This window comes from Haloferax prahovense DSM 18310 (genome assembly GCF_000336815.1).
In the GTDB taxonomy this organism is placed as follows: Archaea; Halobacteriota; Halobacteria; order Halobacteriales; family Haloferacaceae; genus Haloferax; species Haloferax prahovense.
Genome location: NZ_AOLG01000047.1, coordinates 355,531 through 373,275, shown reverse-complemented (window position 1 = coordinate 373,275; position 17,745 = coordinate 355,531). Strand labels below are relative to the sequence as shown.

The following is a 17,745-nucleotide window of genomic DNA, read 5'->3' as shown; positions in this document are numbered from 1 at the left end:
CCGCGAACGGTCAACAGAGCAAACTGTACCCCTGCCCACGGAGGCATCTGTGAGTACCTCGCCTCGGCCCGGGTTCTGCCCGGCTTGGTTCCGTCCGAGGGTCGACGAAAACGATGTCCCCGACTGCAACATCCACCAACAATGACACGCAATAAGCAAATCCGCGCGGTTCTTCTCGCTGCGCTGATGGTCTTCTCGGTTTTCGCCGGGTCCATCGCGTTTACGGGTAGTGCTGCTGCGGCAGACGGTGACTTCCGCTACCGCGGAGGCGCCGTTCACTACGTCGACGGCGGAAACGCCGTCATCGAGGTACCGTTCTCTCACAATGTTGACTCCGCCAGTCTGACGACTGACAACTTCACGGTCGCTGACGACGGTGACGAGCTTGCGAGCTCGGCCTACTCCGTCGGCCAGACCACGAACGGCACGGTCGTCATCTCGGTCAACAACGTGATCCGCTCGAACGACATCACCGTCGAACTCTCCGACGACATCGTGTCCGGTGAGGACGGTTCGACGCTCACCAACGACGGTGAGAAGGATGTCTTCTTCGCGGCTCAGACGTTCAGCGAGTCCGCCACCACGGAGAGCGCCTACGTCGGTGAGAAGCTCGCTATCAACGCGAGCACGTCCGGTGTGAACACCGACGTTACCGTCGAAGGGACGGAAGACGCGACCGACGACTACTTCGTCCAGCGTTCGACGGGCGAGAACAGTACGGTCTACGTGCTCGACACGTCCGGTCTCGAGACCGGTACGTACGACATCACGGTCGCTGGCTCCACGACGATCAACCTCACGGTCCGCAGCCTCAACTTCGCAGTTGACATCGACGACCTGAACGTCACGACCGACGATGACGTCTCGGGTACGGTCTCGGCACGTGATTCCAGCCGCCCCGTCCGCGTTGAGCTCGTCGACTCCAGCGACGACACGTACGCGACGCAGAACGTCTCCCTTGACGGTCAGGGTGAGGCTGACTTCGACTTCGATGTCGCTGAGACCGACGCTGACGACTACACGGTCGTTGCGACGGACCTCAACACGGGCATCACGCTCGAATCCGACACGATCACCGTCGAAAAGGCCGGTGACGGTCGCGCAGACTTCAGCGAATCCGTCATCACCGACCAGCGCGGTGACGTCGTTGCCATCCCGGTGACCCTCGAAAACACCGACACGGCAACGGTCACCATCGGTAGCGACGACGAAGGTTACTCCGCGAACGTCACCGTCGAAGACGGTAACGACGACGGCGAAGTCGTCGTTCTGTGGAACTCCTACGAATCGAACGACACGTCCGTCAGTCAGGTCTTCGACGTTGAAGACGACGACGACGAGATTCTGACCGGCAGCGACGGCGCAACGGGCGTCGGCCTCGCCACGAGCAACCTCATCGACGCGGGCGACTACGATCTCTCCGTCGAGCCGGGTGCCTCGGTCGGTGACGGCCAGAACGTCGCGACCCTCGTCCTCGAGGAAGGCGGCGTCTCCGCGGTCCGCACGTGGACCGCCCCGTCCGGCGAGACGCTCGGTGACCTCGACGACGTCACTGAAGCGCTCGAGAACGGCAACATCACCGAGGACAGCCAGATAGCCTTCGGCGACCAGGTCATCGTCCAGATCGAGGCCTCCGGCCTCGAGGGCGCAGTCGGCGCTCAGGACGACGAGACCCCGAACTTCTTCGCGGCTGGTAACGGGTACAACGACGCCTACCGTCTGACGATCAACCAGACGAACCCCGATCCGAACCGCGACCCGAAGATCATCAACGTCTCTAACGCCTCGGTCATTGCCGACGGCGATAACGACACGTACTTCGTCGCGTTCGACTCGGACCAGATCACGGCTTACCGTGACACCGACGACGACGGAGAGGTTCTCGACCAGAGCGAGAGCGACATCACGCCCATCGACGACGATGACGCGTTCGATGTCCAGTTCGAGATGGTCGAGGAAGACGACGTCAGTGGCCTCGCACTCGTTGACGAGGACTCCACGGCGACTGACTCCTACGAGCACGTCGAAGCCGAGCACACGCTCTCCGACCCGATCAACGTGACGAACGCTGCGGACCAGATGATCTCTGGTTCCTCGAACGTCGCGCCCGGTACGGAACTCACGCTCCGCGTTGAGTCCGACGGTGACACGCAGCCGCGCTTCCTGAAGACCGCTACGGTCTACGTCCAGGCAAACGGCTCGCTCTCGGGTAGCTTCGACTTCTCCGAGCAGAGCGTCGGCGACACCTTCACGGTGACGGCCCGCGGTGGCGTCGCACCGAACGAGGAAGTCGACGGTAACGTCGTTGAGTCCGTAGACTCGTCCACCACGACGGCTGAGGACACCACGACGACGGCTGACACCACGACGACCGCAGACACGACGACCACGACTGCGGCTACGACGACCACCGCCGCCACCACGACGGCTGACGAGACGACCACCACGTCGTCCCAGACGCCCGGCTTCGGTGTCGTTGTCGCCCTCGTCGCGCTCGTCGCCGCTGCGCTCCTCGCGGTCCGCCGCGACAACTAACGACAGCTAACCACCGGGATCTTCCCGGCGTTTTTCCTTTCTTTCGACGCTGACCCGACAGCCGCAGCACTCGCGTCGACAGTCGTCACGCACTCAAACGGCGAGTAGCGTCGCGACGTGCAGACCTCGAAGTCAGAAAGCTATGAGCGACGACTCCGCTTGACGACCAGACGACGATACAGAACCGAGACGCGCGGTCGTACCGAGGTGGTCCTTGTCCTTCCAGTCGCTGTGCGTGGTTTGGGTTCGTCGAAGGCCGGTCTTCGCGTTCCGTTGGCGACGTATGAGAACGAATTGCATCGGGCGATGGCCGGTCGACCGCCGTGAGTGAGCCGAGACCGATGGCAGTCGTGACCGACTACGTGGGCCGACGCGCCCGCAGTTCACGACGTACCGTACTACGCAGTCGAGGTTAACGGTCGAGCGAGTGCGTCTCTCGTGTCGTCGTCCGATACACCCCGTCTCGAACAGCGTGGAATCACAGGAGCGATACGACCGCGGGCTCCACAGTCGCACTCTATTTCACCACATCTCTCCCGTCGTCGACGGGTGGTCCAGCAGAAGGGAGCGATGGCTGTTCCCGAGCAGAGAGGGTTATTGGGCGAGCGACAGAGTCCGCTATCGGCGTGTCTCTCCCGTCGGCCTCGACGAGACCTTCGTGTCGAACACGCCAGCGAGACTGGATAGTACAGGCTCGTGAGGTCGGGGAGCGCAAAAGAAAAGAGCGGAAATCGAGTGACGGACGAGACAGCGACGGTGGCGAGTTACCGTCTCGCGTTCAGCACTCGGACCAGCCGCAGTTCTGGCAGGTCTTACAGCCTTCGGAGTAGTAGAGGTCCATCTCACCGCACTCGGGACACTCGGGGCTCTCGCCCGCCGCGAGCAGGTCCGCAACGGCGTCGGAACTGCCACCGGGGCTCTCGTCGACAGCGACGCCGCCGTCGGTGTCCGTGTCCTCGGCCGCGGCGGCCTCGGCTTCGACCTCGGTCAGGTTCTGCTGTTGCGGGTAGCCCTTGTCGATGTCGCCGTCGAGATACCGGCGCATCGCGGTGCCGATGGCGTCCGGGATGGAGTTAATCTGCTCGCCTTTGTCCCAGGCGACCTTCGGGCTCCGGATACCCTTCAGTTCGTTCGCAATCTCCTCGGGGTCGACGCCCGAGCGGAGGGACGTGGAGACGGTCTTGGCGAGCGCCTCGGTGAAGGACGCGGTGAAGCCGCCGGAGTTACCGATGTTGGCGAACAGCTCGAACGGCTCGCCGTGTTCGTCCTCGTTGATGTTGACGTATAGCTTCCCGTAGCCGGTGTCGATGCGCTGGGTAACACCGTACAGCACGTCCGGACGGGGGCGCTTCTTACCGACGTCGCTCGGCGAATCGGCGAAGGCGAGTTCGAGTTCGCTCCCGATGAGGTCCGAAACCTCCTCGGATTCGAGGAACGCCTCCACGTCGCCGAACACGTCGCGAATCTGCGAGACGATGGCCTCGGCGGCCTCTTCGTCGTCGGAGAACTCGGTGTTCTTCGCGCGCGTGGTGAGCACCTGCTTCGAGCGGGTGCCGTCGCGGTAGACGGTGACGCCCTTGCCGCCGTGGTCGTAGATGTAGCGGTAGACCTCGTCCATGTCCTCCTTCGACGCGCTGTTCGGGAAGTTACAGGTCTTCGAGATAGCGGAGTCGACGCCACTCTGGAGGGCGCACTGGACGCCCGCGTGCTCGATGCCCGCGAGGTCGGAGGTCACGACGAACAGTTCGGAGATGGCGTCCGGGACGGTCGACAGCGAGGAGACGCCGTCGAACTCGTTGTTGGCCATCTGCTCTTGGGCCTCGCGCTTGACGGCCTCGACGTCGATGTCGTTGGCCTCCAGCACGCGGAGGAAGTAGTCGTCGAACTCGACGAGCATCTCGTCGCCCTGCACGTCGTCGGAGACGTTCTTGTAGTAGGCGACGTTGTAGATGGGCTCACAGCCGCCGGTGGTGTTCGACACCATCGACGTGGTGCCCGTCGGGGCGATGGTCGTCGTGTTGTGGTTGCGGATGGGGTAGCCGTCTTCCCAATCGTCGGCGGACTCGCCGGTGTGGTGTTCGAACCACTCGCGGTACTCGGTCGGGTTCGCGTACTTCGAGTCCTCCCACGCCTCGAACGGGCCGCGTTCTTCGGCGAGTTCGTGGGACGCCCGCTTGGACCCGTGGTTGATGTGGGTCATGAGCTGTTGGGCGATTTCGTTGCCCTCGTCGGAGCCGTAGCGGACGCCGAGTTGGATGTACATCTGGGCGAGCCCCATGATACCGAGCCCGATTTTGCGGAGTTCGCGGACCTTCTGTTCGATCTTCTCGACCGGGAAGTCCGACATCGTGACGACGTTTTCGAGGAAGCGCGTGCCGTTTTCGATGCGGTGGTCGAACTCCTCCCAGTCGACGGCATCTTCTAGGAAGGCGTCCGTCGCGGCCTCAAGCGAGTCGTACTCGTCGCCGTGGGCGTCGTACCAGACGCGCCAGTCGGGCGAGTCCTCCGCGACGAGCGTCGAGAGGTTGATGTGTCCGAGGTTACACGCCTCGTACTCCTCGAGCGGCTGTTCGCCGCAGGGGTTGGTCGCGAGGATGCGGTGGTCGGGGTGCTTTTCGACGTCGAAGGAGTGCTGCTTGTTCGCGCGTTCGAGGTAGACGACGCCGGGTTCGCCGTTCTCCCACGCGCCCTCGATGATCTGGTTCCAGAGTTTCTTCGCGGGGACCGAGAGGACCTCGCCGACCTCGACGTGCTCGCCGAGACCGAACATGTCGTAGATTTCCTTCGTCTGGGGCGTGGCGACGTGCGGCTCTTCGGTGCGGGGGTTCGTGAAGACGAACTCCTCGTCGTTGTACAGCGCCTCCATGAAGCCGTCGGTGATACCGACCGAGATATTGAAGTTCGAGAGGTGGCCTTCGACGGCGTTACGGAGGTGCTTGGGGACGCGACCGTCCTCGTCGATGAGTTCGCGCGCCTCGTCGAGCGCGTCGACGAACTTGGTGTGGGTGAAGTCGTCGGGGTCGTTCAGGCGGAGCGTGTGCGCGAGCGAGACGTCCTTGTTCTTCGCGTGGAGGAACTGGATGACGTCGGGGTGGCTGACGCGCATGACGCCCATCTGCGCGCCGCGGCGCGCGCCGCCCTGTGCGATGGTCTCGCACATCTGGTCGAACGTCCGCATGAACGTGATGGGTCCGGAGGCGATGCCGCCGGTCGAACCGACCGCGTCGCCGTAGGGGCGGAGCTTCCAGAAGGCGTAGCCCATGCCGCCGCCGGACTGGAACACCTCGGCGGCCTCCTTGGCCGTCTGGTGGATATCCGTGATGTCGTCGCCGGGGGAGTCGACGAAACAGGCGGAAAGCTGCTGGAGTTCGTCGCCGGCGTTCATGAGCGTCGGCGAGTTCGGCATGAACGAGAGCTGTCCCATCATCTCTTCGAACGTCTCGCGCTTCTCGACGACGACCTCGCGGACGCCCTCCGGAAGTTCGGAGACGAGGGTGTCGTAGGCGAACTTGTTGACGTTGTAGACCGAAAGCGTCGTCTCGGCCTCGTCGTCGTCGGCCGTGACGCCCTTGCCGAAGACCTCCTCGGCGAGTTCGTCGCGGCGCGGATGGTCCGGCTTGATGAGGTCGGGAGTGACCGTGATTTCGATGTCGCGCTGTTCGGCCTCGAAGACGGCCTCGGCGAGCGCGATGTTCTTCGCGACGCGGGGGAACAGGTCCTCCTGCGTCTCGACGAGGTCGCCGTCGGCGTCCTTGCGGAGGTAACGGGCGGGGAGAATATTGTTGTAGGCGTTGCCCGTCATCCGCTCTTCGAGGGTCTCGCCTTCGGTCCGCTTGACCGGAAGCACGATTTCGTCCGTCGAGAGGTTCGCGTCGCTCATCTTACTGTTCCTCCCGCCCGAGCCGCGTTCGGGCGAGGTCGCGTCGATAGTGTCCGGAAATTCCGCTCATTGGTGACGATATTGGTGTGTGTTGCGTGGTTGGTTAAGGGCTTCGAACTCGGAGGTTCCACCGCCGAACGTATCATAATTAGTGCAATTACGTCGGCGGCCGACGACCGGGTCCGAAGTGCACGGATTCATAGAACGGACGGAAGCCACATAACCGTAGTTAGAGCGGAGCGGAAGTGAAATCTCGGCGGAGAAAATCGGCAGACGTAACGGCTATATCCAGTAGAACGTGAGGGGGGAGACGAGCCGTCTGAATCGGTCACATGGTGAACAGTGCCGCATCACCGGAGAGGATATAAAGGGAGGCCGGACAGTCGACATTCAGATAAGTATCAGAATTCGTACGTTCAAATCAGCCAACCGCTCAGGGGTGCCGAAATCGGTCGTTTCGACGGCGGAATCGCACCGGAACCGCGAGACGAGACCGCCCACAAGCTTATCCGCTCTACGGGAGTCATATCGGGGTATGGTACTGACTCCCCTCGCGCTCACACCGTTACAGCTCGGCGGCCTGCTCTCCGGGCCGCTCGGTCAGATGCTCGTGGTGCTCGTGGCCGTCGCCGTCGTCATCCTCGTCGGGCGACTGTTCCTCAAAGTCGCGTGGCGACTGGTCACTATCGCCGCCATCGTCGTCGGGGCGCTGCTGCTGCTTTCGTTCTTTGGCATCAACGTCCTCTGAGGTGGCTGCACGGCCATCGGGGGAAGAGAACGGCAAAACCGCGCCCGCACCTCGGCGTGTCTGCTCCGACTCAGGCCACGTCGAGGCCGGCGACCGCCGTGAGAAAGTTTCTGACGACGCCGTGTCCCGACCCCGTGAGCACGCTTTCCGGGTGGAACTGGACGCACTCGATGGGGTACTCGCGGTGGCGGACGCCCATCACGAGCGCCGCGCCGTCGTGGTCGGTCGTCGCCGAGACGTCGAAGCAGTCGGGGACCTCGGTGGCGACGAGCGAGTGGTAGCGGCCGGCCGGAAAGCCGTCTTCGAGGCCGGCGAAGACGCCCTCGCCGTCGTGGTCGACCGGGAACGCCTTGCCGTGAATCGGCTCCGGCGCGTGGCCGATGGTCCCGCCGTAGGCGTACACCGCGGCTTCGAGGCCGAGACAGACGCCGAGGGTCGGAATCTCGGTCGAAAGCTCCGTGAGCACGTCGTTCGTCACGCCCACGTCGCGGTCGTTCTTCGGGTGGCCCGGCCCCGGCGAGATGACGATGGCGTCGGGGTCGAGGTCGCGTATCTCGTCGAGCGACGCGGTGTTCTTGCGTACCTCGATGTCGAGCGGTTCGCCCTCGACGGTCTGCTCGGAGAAGTACTCCACGAGGTTGTACGTGAAGGAGTCGAAGTTGTCGACGACGACGAGTCGAATCATTGCGACACCTCCTCGGTCCCGTACTCGATGCGGCGGACGGCGTCGAGCACCCCGCCCATCTTCTGTTCCGTCTCCTCGTACTCCGAGGTCGGGTCGGAGTCGGCGACGATGCCGGCTCCCGCGCGGACGGTGATGGTGTCTTCCGAGCCGTCGGATTCGACCGTCGCGGTCCGGATGACGATGGCCATGTCGGCGTCGCCGGTCCACGAGTAGTAGCCGACGCCGCCGCCGTAGACGCCCCGGGGCTCGTCTTCGAGGTCGTCGATAATCTCCATCGCGCGGACCTTCGGCGCGCCGGTGAGCGTCCCCGCGGGGAACGTCGCTCTCGTGGCGTCGAAGGCGTCCGAGTCGGGGTCGAGCGTCCCCGAGACGGTCGATTCGATGTGCTGGACGTGGCTGTACTTGATGATGCTCATGAAGTCCTCGACGCGGACGCTGCCGGGCGTCGAGACCCGGCGCACGTCGTTGCGGCCGAGGTCGACGAGCATCGTGTGCTCTGCGCGCTCCTTTCCGTCCGCGAGGAGTTCACCGGCGAGGCGGCGGTCCTCGACCGGGCCGGAGCCGCGCTGGCACGTCCCCGCGATGGGGTTGACGACGACGCGGTCGCCCCTGACCGAGACGAGCGTCTCGGGGCTCGCGCCGACGACGCGCCGGTCGCCGTGCCGGAGCAGGTACATGTACGGCGAGGGGTTCACCTCGCGCAGCGAAGCGTACAGGCCGACGGGGTCGACCTGTCCGTGGAGCTTCCGGGTGCGCGAGATGACGCCCTGATAGATGTCGCCGTCGCGGACGTGGTCTTTCGTCTTCCTGACCGCGGCCTCGTAGTCCTCGCGTGAGCCGGCCTCCTCGCCGGTCCGCTCGAAGCCGCCGGGAGAGGGGTCGTCAGCCGCCCGGAGCTTCTCGGCGACGCGTTCGGCCTCGGCGACGACGCCGTCGTAGACTTCGCCGGGGTCGTCGTCGGGCGAGACGACGGGCGTACAGACGAGGCGGACGGCGTCCTCGCGGTGGTCGAACGAGAGCGTCCGGGTCGTGAGGACGAACTCGGCGTCCGGGTCGTCGGTGTCGGGGCGCTCGCGGCCGACCTCGTCGAGCCAGAGGTCGTAGACGGCCTCGTAGGCGAGGAAGCCGACCAGACCGCCGGTGAGCGTCTGGCGGTCCGTCTCGGGGAAGTTGACGCGCGGGAGGTCGGGGAGCGCGCCGCGCAGGGAATCGAGTACGTCGCCGTCGCCCGCGCCGACGAACTCGGCGGCGGGACCGCCGAGGTCGGTCACGTCCACGCCGCCGGGACCGACCGTCACGACAGCCTCGGGGTCGTAGCCCACGAACGAGAAGCGCGCGTGCGAGTCGGCGACCGTCGCGGGCGCGGAGAACGCGCCCTGCGGGTTGCTGGAGGAGACCTTTTCGGCGCTCTCCAAGAGGAAGCCGTAGTCGCTGCGGTCGGCGAGCGTCGTGTACGCGGCCAGCGGGTCCACGGACACGTCGAGGTCGGTCACGAGGTGGGTCACGACCGGTTCGTCCGCGTCGCCGACGAGGTCGACGAACTCGTCGCGGTCGGTGTCGGGAGCCGTCACGCGACGACCTCCTCGTGGTCGCCGGACTCCCCGCGGGCCGCCTTCGCCGCGGCGACGAACGCGCGGACCGCGTCGTGGTCCTTCACGCCGCCGGCGGCCTCGACGCCGCTCGCGACGTCGACGCCGTAGGGTTCGACCGTCCGAACCGCCTCGGCGACGTTGTCGGGGGTCAGGCCGCCCGCGAGAACCACGGGCACGTCGACCGCCTCGACGAGTTCGCGCGAGGCGTCCCAGTCGTGGGTCTCGCCGGTGCCGCCCGCGCCGGACGCGGAGGGCGTGTCGACGAGGATGGCGTCCACCACAGGCGCGAGGGCGCGCGCGCGGTCGAGGTCGATGGCATCGACGACGGGGACGACGCGGACGCCCGTCGCGCGGAGCGAGTCGAGGTGGTCGGCCGCGAAGTCGCCGTGGAGTTGGAGTACATCGGGTTGGACCTCGCGGGCGAGGTCGCGGGCGTGGTCGATGGAGTCGGGCATCGTCACGAGGACGGTCGTGAGGAACGGCGGCGCGGCGGCGAACAGCTCGCGGGCGCGCTCGCGAGGAATCTCGCGGGGCGTGTCCACGGGCACGTCGCAGATGGCACCGACCGCGTCGGCACCGGCCGCGTCGACCGCTTCGAGGTCGGCTTCGTCGGTGACGCCGCACACTTTGACGCGGGTCATCTCACGCCTCCCGGAGCGCGTCGAGTTTGGCTTTCGCGGCACCGGACTCGATGGCGTCGCGGGCGACCTCGACGCCCTCCTCCAGGGAGTCCGCGAGGTCGGCGACGTAGACGGCCGCGCCGGCGTTGGCGAGGATGAGGTCGCGCTTGGGACCGGTCACGTCGCCGGTGAGGATGCCTTCGAGGTCGTCGGCGTTCTCCTGCGGAGTGCCGCCGGCAACCGCCTCGATGGGGGCCTGTTCGAGGCCGAGGTCGGCGGGCGTGAGGGTGTACTCGGTAATCTCGTCGCCGTCGATTTCGGCGACCGTGGTCGCGTCGTGGAGCGCGATTTCGTCCATGCCGGAGCCGTGGACGACGAGGGCGCGCTCGACGGGCATGTGCGACAGCGACTCGGCGATGACGGGGACGAGGTCGGAGTCGTAGACGCCGAGGACCTGCGCGTCGGCCCCGGCGGGGTTCGTCAGCGGGCCGAGGACGTTGAAGATGGTCCGCATGCCGAGCTCCTTCCGCGGGCCGATGACGGCCTTCATCGCGGGGTGGAACACGGGCGCGAGCATGAAGCCGACGCCGTTGTCTTCGATGCACGCCTCGACGGACTCGGGTTCGGCCTCGACGTTCACGCCGGCGACCTCCAGCACGTCGGCGCTCCCAGAAGACGAAGAGACGGAGTAGTTGCCGTGCTTGGCCCCCGCCGCGCCCGCGCCGGCCGCGACGAGCGCGCTCGTGGTCGAGACGTTGATGGTGTTGTAGTCGTCGCCGCCGGTGCCGCAGGTGTCGACGAGCGGGCCGCGGTCGGGGTCGATGGTCAAGGCGGCGTCGCGCATCCCCTGTGCGAACCCCGCGATTTCGGCCTCGGTCTCGCCTTTCGCCCGGAGCGCGGCGAGGAGCGCGCCGATTTGCGCCTCGGTCGCGTCCTCGAAGACCGCCCGCGCGGCGTCGCGCGCCTCCTCGACAGTCAGGTCCGCACCGCCGGTCACACGTTCGATATAATCCTGCATTGGTAATCACCGATGTACTTCTTCGGGTTATGATGTACAAATCAGTACATCGGCTTAAGCGTGTCGGGCTGGCGAAAATCGCCGGCTCCGACGGTCGGGACTCGGAGCGAATCGCCCGCCTCGAACGGTGGGAGCGCGCTGTGACCCGAATCGCCGCACGTAGTCCGATTCGAAAGCTTAAATTGTAACCCCGGACAACGGAGAGATGCGTCCGAACGGGCGCGGGAAGCACCGTAACCGGGTTGGTGGTCTAGTCTGGTTATGACACCTCCTTGACATGGAGGAGGCCGGCAGTTCAAATCTGCCCCAACCCACTCCTCTTCCCGCGTTTCGGCGTTCGGCGATGTTCGCAACACACCGGGTTGGTGGTCTAGTCTGGTTATGACACCTCCTTGACATGGAGGAGGCCGGCAGTTCAAATCTGCCCCAACCCACTACTTTCTCGCGACGAGTTGCCTCCCGAGCACCGCGTAGCGTGTGCTCGGTGCCGCGAGTCGCGTGCAATCGTGTCACGGGCAGATTTGAACCAGCGAGCGACGCAGTGAGCGAGTGAGGTACACGCGAGCGAAGCGAGCGTGAATCACGTCTAGCGACCCCTCCCTATGTATTTCGACATCCCACCCACCCAACCACTATGTCTGCCGCCCGCGAATCCCGCCCATGACCCTCCTGCAAATCCCCGGCGGTCCCGAACTCGTCATCTTGGCGCTGTTGCTCCTCATCCCGCTCGCGGTCGTCTACCTCGGATACAAACTCATCCAGTCGCTCCGGGCGTTCGAAGAGGGCAGAGAAGAACGGTCACAGCGGTAGCGTCACGACGACACGTCGGACCGGGCGTCGTCGTTCCGGGCGTCCGTGCCGCGGGTCGGCGTCTCCGACCGCTGTCGTCGGTGGTGCAGGCGCGCCAGTTGGAGCGCCACCGCGTAGCCGACGACGGCGAGGGCGACGGCGAGAATCGTGTTGCCGAGGAGCTGTCGGAAGAGGAGGTCGAGACCGGCGCTGAGCGACACGTCGGCGACGGACGCCCCCGGAACCGGGCCGAGCAGGTGCGAGCCGAGCCAGAAGCTCGCGCCGTAGACCGCCCACTTGACGGGCGGATTGAAGACGACGAGCGTGGCGACGAGCGCGAGTCGGCTCGCCCGCTCGACGAAGTAGGCGATGAGGGCGAACAGCGCGAGGGCGGTCCCTGCGGTCGGCATGGCCACAAAGAAGACGCCGAACGCGAAGCTGGCGGCGACCTCGTGAGGGGTGTGGTCCGCCGCGAACGCTCGTTCGAGGCCGGACCGGACGCGGGGACGAATCGACGCGAGACGGTCGTACACTCGTCGAGACTAGAGGCGAGACGTCGTTATCAACGCTTCGCCGAGAATCGGTCGGGTGGTAGCAGTCGACGTGTCGATGCGTCGAGGCGGCGGTCAGCGGAACCGGCGGTCCGACTCCCACTTGTCCTTGAGTTCTATCATCTGGCCCACCCCGCGGGCCACGTCCGAGAGGTGGAGGGCGATGTCCGTCGCGGTCACGATGCCGACCATCTCCGCGCCGTCGACGACGACGAGTTTCTTCACCCGTTGGTCGCGCATCTTCTCGGCGGCCACGCGCGTGGTCGAGTCCGGTCGGACCCACTTGATTGGGTTCGACATGACCGCGCGGGCCGGGACCGCGGCGAGGGGCTTGCCGCTCGCCACGCCGGCACGGAGCGCGTCCGACTCGGTGACGATGCCCGCGGGGCCGCCGTCGGCCATCACGACGACGCTTCCCGCGCCCTCGCGGAGCATGGTTCGCGCGCAATCGGCGACGCTCGATCCCAGTCCGACGGTCGCCACCTCCTCGGTCATGATTTCGTCGACGCGCATGTTAGTCGTCCGCAGGCGAGGGTTCTCGCTCGTGGTGGGAGTCCGATGCAGCGCGCGACTGGGTCGGGTCGGTGCTCGCGCCGGAGCCGGCGGCCGTGTCGCCGAGCACGTCGTCGATGGTCGACGAGACCTCGCCCACGTCGTCGACCTCGAAGGCGTCGAGGAGGTCGTCGAGGTGGCTCACGTGCGACGAGAGCTCGCGCACGTCGCCGTTGACGTCGACGAGCGCGGCGCTCTGTTCTTGTGCGGTCGCGGAGACGTTCTCGGCCTCCGCGGCGGTCTCCTCGGAGATTCCTGCGATTTCGTCGGTCATCGAGAGCACCTCTTGGGAGGAGTCGGCCTGACTGCCCGTCGCGTCCGAAATCTCGTGGACGCTCGCGGTCGTCTCCTCGACGCGCTCGACGATACCGTCGAAAGACGAAAGCGCCTCGTCGACCGAGGTCGCGCTCTCTTCGACCTGCGCCCGCATGCGTTCGATGCGGGAGACGACGGCGTCGCGCTGGGTCTCGATTTCGGCGACGAGCGACTCGATGTCGCCCGCCGACGACTTGGTCTCCTGTGCGAGCTGTTTGACCTCGTTGGAGACGACGGCGAAGCCCTCGCCGGCCTCGCCCGCGCGGGCGGCCTCGATGTTCGCGTTGAGCGCGAGGATGTCGGTCTGTTCCGCGATGTCGGTGATGACCTCGACGATGTCCTCGATTTGGGCGAGCCGGTCGTCGAGTTCGTGAACCTCGCTGACGGTCGCCTCCGTCTCGGCGCGCACGGCGTCGATATCGTCGAGGGCGTCGGTGGCGGCGGTCTGGCCGTCGAGCGAGCGCGCCTCGGCCTCTTCGGTGAGCCGGACGAGTTCGTCGGCCGACGAGGCAATCTGCTGGATGGACGCGGAGAGGTCGTTTATCTCGTCGGCGGCGGCGACGAGGCTGTCGGTCTGCTCGCTCGCGCCCTCGGAAATCTGCTGGACCGACGCGGACACCTCCTCGCTCGCGGCGGACACGTCGTCGGCGCGGTCGGCCACGCGGTCGGCGAGCGTCGCCACGTCCTCGCCGAAGGTCTTGACCGTGCCGACGGTCCGTTCGATGTCGTCCATCATCTCGTTGTACGCGGCGGCGACCGTCGCCATGTCGCGGCTCTCGGAGTCGGTCGGGAGGCGGACGCGGAGGTCGCCGTCGGCCGCGCGGGTCATCGCCTCGCTGTAGGCGCGGGCGTCTGCGCGCTGGTCGCGGAGGTCGTCGCGGAGGTTGTCGACGCCGCGGACGACCTGCCCGAACTCGTCTCGCCGGTCGGTTTCGAGCTCCACGTCGAGGTCGCCGTCGCGGAGCGCGGAGACGGTCGACGCGAGGTCGACGAGCGGGAGCGCGGTGTTCCCGCGGACGATGAGCGCGAAGGCGACGAAGCCGAACATCGAAAGCGCGAGCAGCGTCGCAATCTGGAGGCCGACGCTCCGGGAGAGCGCGAAGACGCTACTGGCCGGCGCGTGCAGGAGGAGCACGCCGCCGGAGACGGGGACGTGCGCGACGACGTGCGGCGAGGAGACGAAGCCCTCGACGGGAGCGAGGCGGCTGACCCCCGTCTCGCCGGCGAAGGCAGCGTCGAGTTCGGACGCCTCGGCGGCGGGGTAGGCGACGTTCGACTGGCCGCCGCCGCCGTCGTAGAGGACGGTTCCGTCGCTCGTGACGAGTTGGGTGAAACCGCCGTCGATGTGGTTGCCGTCGAGCGCGGTCCCGAGCGAGGACGCCTCGGCGACGAGGACGATTGCGCGGGGCTCGATGGACGGAAGCGGCGCGACGAAACCCATGTAGGCGACGCCGTCTTCGACGTAGACGGTGGTCCGCTCGACGCCGTCGTCCGAGAGGTCGGCGCTCGCGGGGAGCGGAAGCGACCCGCTTTCGAACAGCGTCGTCCCGACCGCGCCCTCCTCGGACGAGCCGAGGACGGTCGTCGTCTCGATGTCGACGAAGTGGAGCGCGGCCACGTCGGCGGGCATGTCCTCTTTTGCGGCCGTCAGGGTCGCCGAGGACCGCCCGTCGAGAGTGCTCCCGGCCGAGGGGTCGTCGGCGACGATGGTCGCGAGGCGGGTCCGCTCGTCGAACCACGTGTTCACCTGCAGGGCCTCGCGTTCGGCCTCGGTGAGGAGGTCGGCGCGGGCGTCCTCGTCTATCGTGGATGCCGTCTGTTGATACTGGACGACTCCGACGCCGGCGACGAGGACTGAAACGAGCAGCATCGCGGCGACGAGCCGCCGCGTGTAGCTCTCCGTAATCGCATCAGGAAGCCGTGATTCGGCTTCCAAAACGAGATTCTCGGCCATTACCGTACCGACCGGAATGCGGTGCATAAATCCGCGCACTTGAATATCAATCTAGATAATCTAGTCGACGGAGACGGCGTGCGCGAGTGCTCGCGGGCGACACGAGCGTCAACCATACGCCTGTCGGGCGCTAGCAAACCACATGGAAACCGAGTTCCGCCTGCTCGTGGCGGGCTTCTGTATCGTCGCGCCGTCGCTCCTGTTCGTCGGGTTCGTCAGACTGCTCGACGCCATGCGCGAGGACGACCTCGTCGAGCGCGTCCTCGACAGGGTCGACGAGGGCGGCGGGCCGACCGGGACGGCGGTCGACCCGACGGCGTTCCTGCGGTCCGCACGGGAGAAATCGCGACGGCGGACGGCGGTCTGCCGGGAGTGCGGCGTGCCGAACGCGGCCGACGGCGGACGCTGTGGAATGTGCGGCGCGACGTTGCGATAGGGCGCGAAAAAGAATCGACGAGAACCGAAAAACCGCGTTCGAGCGGGGTTAGAGGAAGTCTTCGATGTGGTCGGCGACTTCGTTGGGGGTGTCGCCGACGGGGACGCCCGCGTCGTTGAGGGCGGAAATCTTGGACTCCGCGGTGCCCGTGCCCGAACCGGAGACGATAGCGCCGGCGTGACCCATGCGCTTGCCCGGCGGTGCCGTGCGGCCCGCGATGAAGCCGGCGACCGGCGTGTCCATGTTCTCCGCGATGTACTTCGCGGCCTGCTCTTCGTCCTCGCCGCCGATTTCGCCGCACATGACGACGGCGTGGGTGTCGGGGTCGTTCTCGAACGCTTCGAGGGCGTCGACGAACGACGTGCCGATGATGGGGTCGCCGCCGATGCCGATGGCGGTGGTCTGGCCGATGCCACGCTCGGTCAGGTTCGAGACGACCTGGTAGGTGAGCGTGCCGGAGCGGGAGACGAGACCGACGTTACCCTCCTCGAAGATGTTGCCGGGGAGGATGCCGAGTTTGGCCTCGCCGGGCGTGATGATACCCGGGCAGTTGGGACCGATGAGGCGCGTGTCGGTCTCCGACAGGCGCTTGTTGACCTTGGCCATGTCCTGCGTCGGGACGCCCTCGGTGATGGCGACGACGAGGTCGAGGTCCGTGTCGAGCGCCTCGAAGATGGCGTCGCCGGCGAACGCCGGCGGGACGAACACGACGGATGCGTTGGCGTCTTCCTCGTCGACTGCCTCTTCGACGGTGTCGTAGACGGGGATGCCGTCGACGTCCTGACCGCCCTTACCGGGGGAGGTCCCGGCGACGACGTTCGTGCCGTACTCCACCATCTGCCGGGTGTGGAACTTACCTTCCCCACCGGTGATACCCTGTACAACTACTCGCGTGTCGTCGTCGACGAAAATGCTCATTGGGAGACCTCCTGTGCGTTCTTGACGGCACGCTGGACAGCGTCCTCCAGCGTCCCTTCGACCTGTACGAGGTCCGTGTTCAGAATCTCCATGCCCTCCTCGGCGTTCGTGCCCGCGAGGCGGACGACGACCGGCTTGGGAATCTTGTCGAAGCTCTCCAGGGCCTCGTTGATACCCTTGGCGACCTCGTCGCCGCGGGTGATGCCGCCGAAGATGTTGAACACGACGGAGTCGACGTTCTCGTCGGAGAAGACCATGTCCAGCGCGTTCGCCACGCGCTCGGCCTTCGCGCCGCCGCCGATGTCGAGGAAGTTGGCGGGCTCGCCGCCGAAGTAGTCCACGAGGTCGAGCGTCGTCATGACGAGACCGGCGCCGTTGCCGATGATGCCGACGTTACCCGAGAGACGGACGTAGTCGAAGCCGTACTCGCCGGCCTTGGCTTCGAGGTCGTTCTCGTAGGCGTCCTCTTCCATCGCCGCGAGGTCCTCGTGACGGAACAGGGCGTCGTCGTCGATGTTCATGACGGCGTCCGCGGCGACGATGTCGCGGTCGGACGTAATCATGACGGGGTTGATTTCGATGTCCGAAGCGTCGTTCGAATCGTAGAGGTCGTACAGCGTCGTGAGGAACGAGGCGACGTCGAATGCGACGTCACGGGGGATGCCCGCCTCGAAGACGACCTTGCGGGCCTGATAGGGGTGCAGGCCGAACGCGGGGTCGATGTGCTCGCGGGCGATTGCGTCCGGGTTCTCCTCCGCGACTTCCTCGATGTTGACGCCGCCTTCCGTCGAGACCATCGCGACGGGCTTGCCCTCGCTGCGGTCCATCGTGATACCGACGTACAGTTCGTTTTCGAAGTCGACGCCGGCCTCGACGAGCACCCGGTCGACCGTGTAGCCCTTGAGGTCCATCCCGAGGATGTCCTCTGCGGCCTGTCGAGCTTCGTCTTCGTCCATGGCGATTTTGATGCCACCGGCCTTGCCACGCCCACCGACGTGTACCTGCGCCTTGATGGCGGCGGGGTATCCGATCTCCTCGACCGCCTCCATGACCTCCTCTACCGACGACGCGAGACGGGACTCTGGCACCGGAATCCCAGCCTCTGCGAAGATATCCTTCGCCTGGTATTCGTGAAGCTTCATTACCATGCGT

14 protein-coding genes and 2 tRNA genes are annotated in these 17,745 nt (G+C 66.1%); 6 read left to right on the top strand and 10 right to left on the bottom strand.

All coding sequences use genetic code 11. The features are described 5' to 3' along the window. Positions 1-141 precede the first annotated feature (141 nt). On the top strand, positions 142-2,535 hold the full coding sequence (locus C457_RS13705; protein ID WP_049913592.1) for a DUF7827 domain-containing protein: 2,394 nt from the start codon (positions 142-144) through the stop codon (positions 2,533-2,535). A gap of 778 nt (positions 2,536-3,313) precedes the next feature. Here C457_RS13705 and C457_RS13700 read toward each other — a convergent pair. Then, a complete protein-coding gene (locus C457_RS13700; protein ID WP_008095496.1) occupies positions 3,314-6,415 on the bottom strand; it encodes an adenosylcobalamin-dependent ribonucleoside-diphosphate reductase in 3,102 nt (1,033 codons plus the stop codon). 535 nt (positions 6,416-6,950) lie between these two features. On the opposite strand from C457_RS13700, the gene C457_RS13695 reads away from it, so the two are divergent. Beyond that, on the top strand, positions 6,951-7,163 hold the full coding sequence (locus C457_RS13695; protein WP_004975139.1) for a hypothetical protein: 213 nt from the start codon (positions 6,951-6,953) through the stop codon (positions 7,161-7,163). Positions 7,164-7,233: 70 nt separating this feature from the next. Here the strand turns inward: C457_RS13695 and trpG are convergent, their stop codons facing one another. From trpG to trpD, 4 genes are read right to left on the bottom strand one after another with little or no spacing between them, the layout of a single operon-like run. Then, positions 7,234-7,848, bottom strand: a complete 615-nt coding sequence (gene trpG / locus C457_RS13690) for an anthranilate synthase component II (RefSeq protein WP_008095494.1) — start codon at positions 7,846-7,848, stop codon at positions 7,234-7,236. After that, positions 7,845-9,419, bottom strand: a complete 1,575-nt coding sequence (gene trpE / locus C457_RS13685; protein ID WP_008095491.1) for an anthranilate synthase component I — start codon at positions 9,417-9,419, stop codon at positions 7,845-7,847. Before trpE ends, trpG begins: the two co-directional genes overlap by 4 nt. Next, a complete protein-coding gene (gene trpF / locus C457_RS13680) occupies positions 9,416-10,081 on the bottom strand; it encodes a phosphoribosylanthranilate isomerase (RefSeq protein ID WP_008095489.1) in 666 nt (221 codons plus the stop codon). The genes trpE and trpF overlap by 4 nt, the downstream gene beginning before the upstream one ends. Before the next feature lies 1 nt (position 10,082). Continuing rightward, positions 10,083-11,078, bottom strand: coding sequence for an anthranilate phosphoribosyltransferase (gene trpD, locus C457_RS13675; RefSeq protein WP_049913591.1), 996 nt, complete (start codon positions 11,076-11,078; stop codon positions 10,083-10,085). 239 nt (positions 11,079-11,317) lie between these two features. Between trpD and C457_RS13670 the strand changes: the two genes are divergently transcribed. From C457_RS13670 to C457_RS20665, 3 genes are all read left to right on the top strand, one after another. After that, positions 11,318-11,392: transfer RNA gene (locus C457_RS13670), tRNA-Val, on the top strand. A 45-nt stretch (positions 11,393-11,437) separates the two neighbouring features. Continuing rightward, positions 11,438-11,512 (top strand) — tRNA-Val (locus C457_RS13665). Between the two features lie 226 nt (positions 11,513-11,738). Then, positions 11,739-11,888, top strand: coding sequence for a hypothetical protein (locus C457_RS20665; RefSeq protein ID WP_004975129.1), 150 nt, complete (start codon positions 11,739-11,741; stop codon positions 11,886-11,888). 2 nt (positions 11,889-11,890) lie between these two features. On the opposite strand, the gene C457_RS13660 is transcribed toward C457_RS20665, so the two are convergent. The 3 genes from C457_RS13660 to C457_RS13650 form a co-directional block, all read right to left on the bottom strand. After that, positions 11,891-12,400, bottom strand: a complete 510-nt coding sequence (locus C457_RS13660; RefSeq protein ID WP_008095483.1) for a DUF2062 domain-containing protein — start codon at positions 12,398-12,400, stop codon at positions 11,891-11,893. A 93-nt stretch (positions 12,401-12,493) separates the two neighbouring features. Then, on the bottom strand, positions 12,494-12,931 hold the full coding sequence (locus C457_RS13655; RefSeq protein WP_008095480.1) for a CBS domain-containing protein: 438 nt from the start codon (positions 12,929-12,931) through the stop codon (positions 12,494-12,496). A gap of 1 nt (position 12,932) precedes the next feature. Beyond that, a complete protein-coding gene (locus C457_RS13650; RefSeq protein ID WP_049913590.1) occupies positions 12,933-15,239 on the bottom strand; it encodes a methyl-accepting chemotaxis protein in 2,307 nt (768 codons plus the stop codon). 142 nt (positions 15,240-15,381) lie between these two features. On the opposite strand from C457_RS13650, the gene C457_RS13645 reads away from it, so the two are divergent. After that, complete coding sequence (locus tag C457_RS13645) at positions 15,382-15,675, top strand: hypothetical protein (RefSeq protein WP_008095476.1); 294 nt, start codon at positions 15,382-15,384, stop codon at positions 15,673-15,675. A 48-nt stretch (positions 15,676-15,723) separates the two neighbouring features. On the opposite strand, the gene sucD is transcribed toward C457_RS13645, so the two are convergent. Together sucD and sucC are read right to left on the bottom strand one after the other, a co-directional pair. Continuing rightward, a complete protein-coding gene (gene sucD, locus C457_RS13640) occupies positions 15,724-16,593 on the bottom strand; it encodes a succinate--CoA ligase subunit alpha (RefSeq protein WP_004062518.1) in 870 nt (289 codons plus the stop codon). Then, positions 16,590-17,735 (bottom strand): ADP-forming succinate--CoA ligase subunit beta, encoded by a 1,146-nt coding sequence (gene sucC / locus C457_RS13635; RefSeq protein ID WP_008095474.1) that lies wholly within the window; start codon positions 17,733-17,735, stop codon positions 16,590-16,592. The genes sucD and sucC overlap by 4 nt, the downstream gene beginning before the upstream one ends. Positions 17,736-17,745 lie beyond the last annotated feature (10 nt).

Bases quoted from the DNA above. Each gene is read 5' to 3' on its own strand.
- C457_RS13705 (WP_049913592.1), top strand. From the start codon at position 142: ATGACACGCAATAAGCAAATCCGCGCGGTTCTTCTCGCTGCGCTGATG.
- C457_RS13700 (WP_008095496.1), bottom strand. From the start codon at position 6,415: ATGAGCGACGCGAACCTCTCGACGGACGAAATCGTGCTTCCGGTCAAG.
- C457_RS13650 (WP_049913590.1), bottom strand. From the start codon at position 15,239: ATGGCCGAGAATCTCGTTTTGGAAGCCGAATCACGGCTTCCTGATGCG.
- trpF (WP_008095489.1), bottom strand. From the start codon at position 10,081: ATGACCCGCGTCAAAGTGTGCGGCGTCACCGACGAAGCCGACCTCGAA.
- trpD (WP_049913591.1), bottom strand. From the start codon at position 11,078: ATGCAGGATTATATCGAACGTGTGACCGGCGGTGCGGACCTGACTGTC.
- C457_RS20665 (WP_004975129.1), top strand. From the start codon at position 11,739: ATGACCCTCCTGCAAATCCCCGGCGGTCCCGAACTCGTCATCTTGGCG.
- sucC (WP_008095474.1), bottom strand. From the start codon at position 17,735: ATGAAGCTTCACGAATACCAGGCGAAGGATATCTTCGCAGAGGCTGGG.
- C457_RS13645 (WP_008095476.1), top strand. From the start codon at position 15,382: ATGGAAACCGAGTTCCGCCTGCTCGTGGCGGGCTTCTGTATCGTCGCG.
- sucD (WP_004062518.1), bottom strand. From the start codon at position 16,593: ATGAGCATTTTCGTCGACGACGACACGCGAGTAGTTGTACAGGGTATC.
- trpG (WP_008095494.1), bottom strand. From the start codon at position 7,848: ATGATTCGACTCGTCGTCGTCGACAACTTCGACTCCTTCACGTACAAC.
- C457_RS13695 (WP_004975139.1), top strand. From the start codon at position 6,951: ATGGTACTGACTCCCCTCGCGCTCACACCGTTACAGCTCGGCGGCCTG.
- C457_RS13655 (WP_008095480.1), bottom strand. From the start codon at position 12,931: ATGCGCGTCGACGAAATCATGACCGAGGAGGTGGCGACCGTCGGACTG.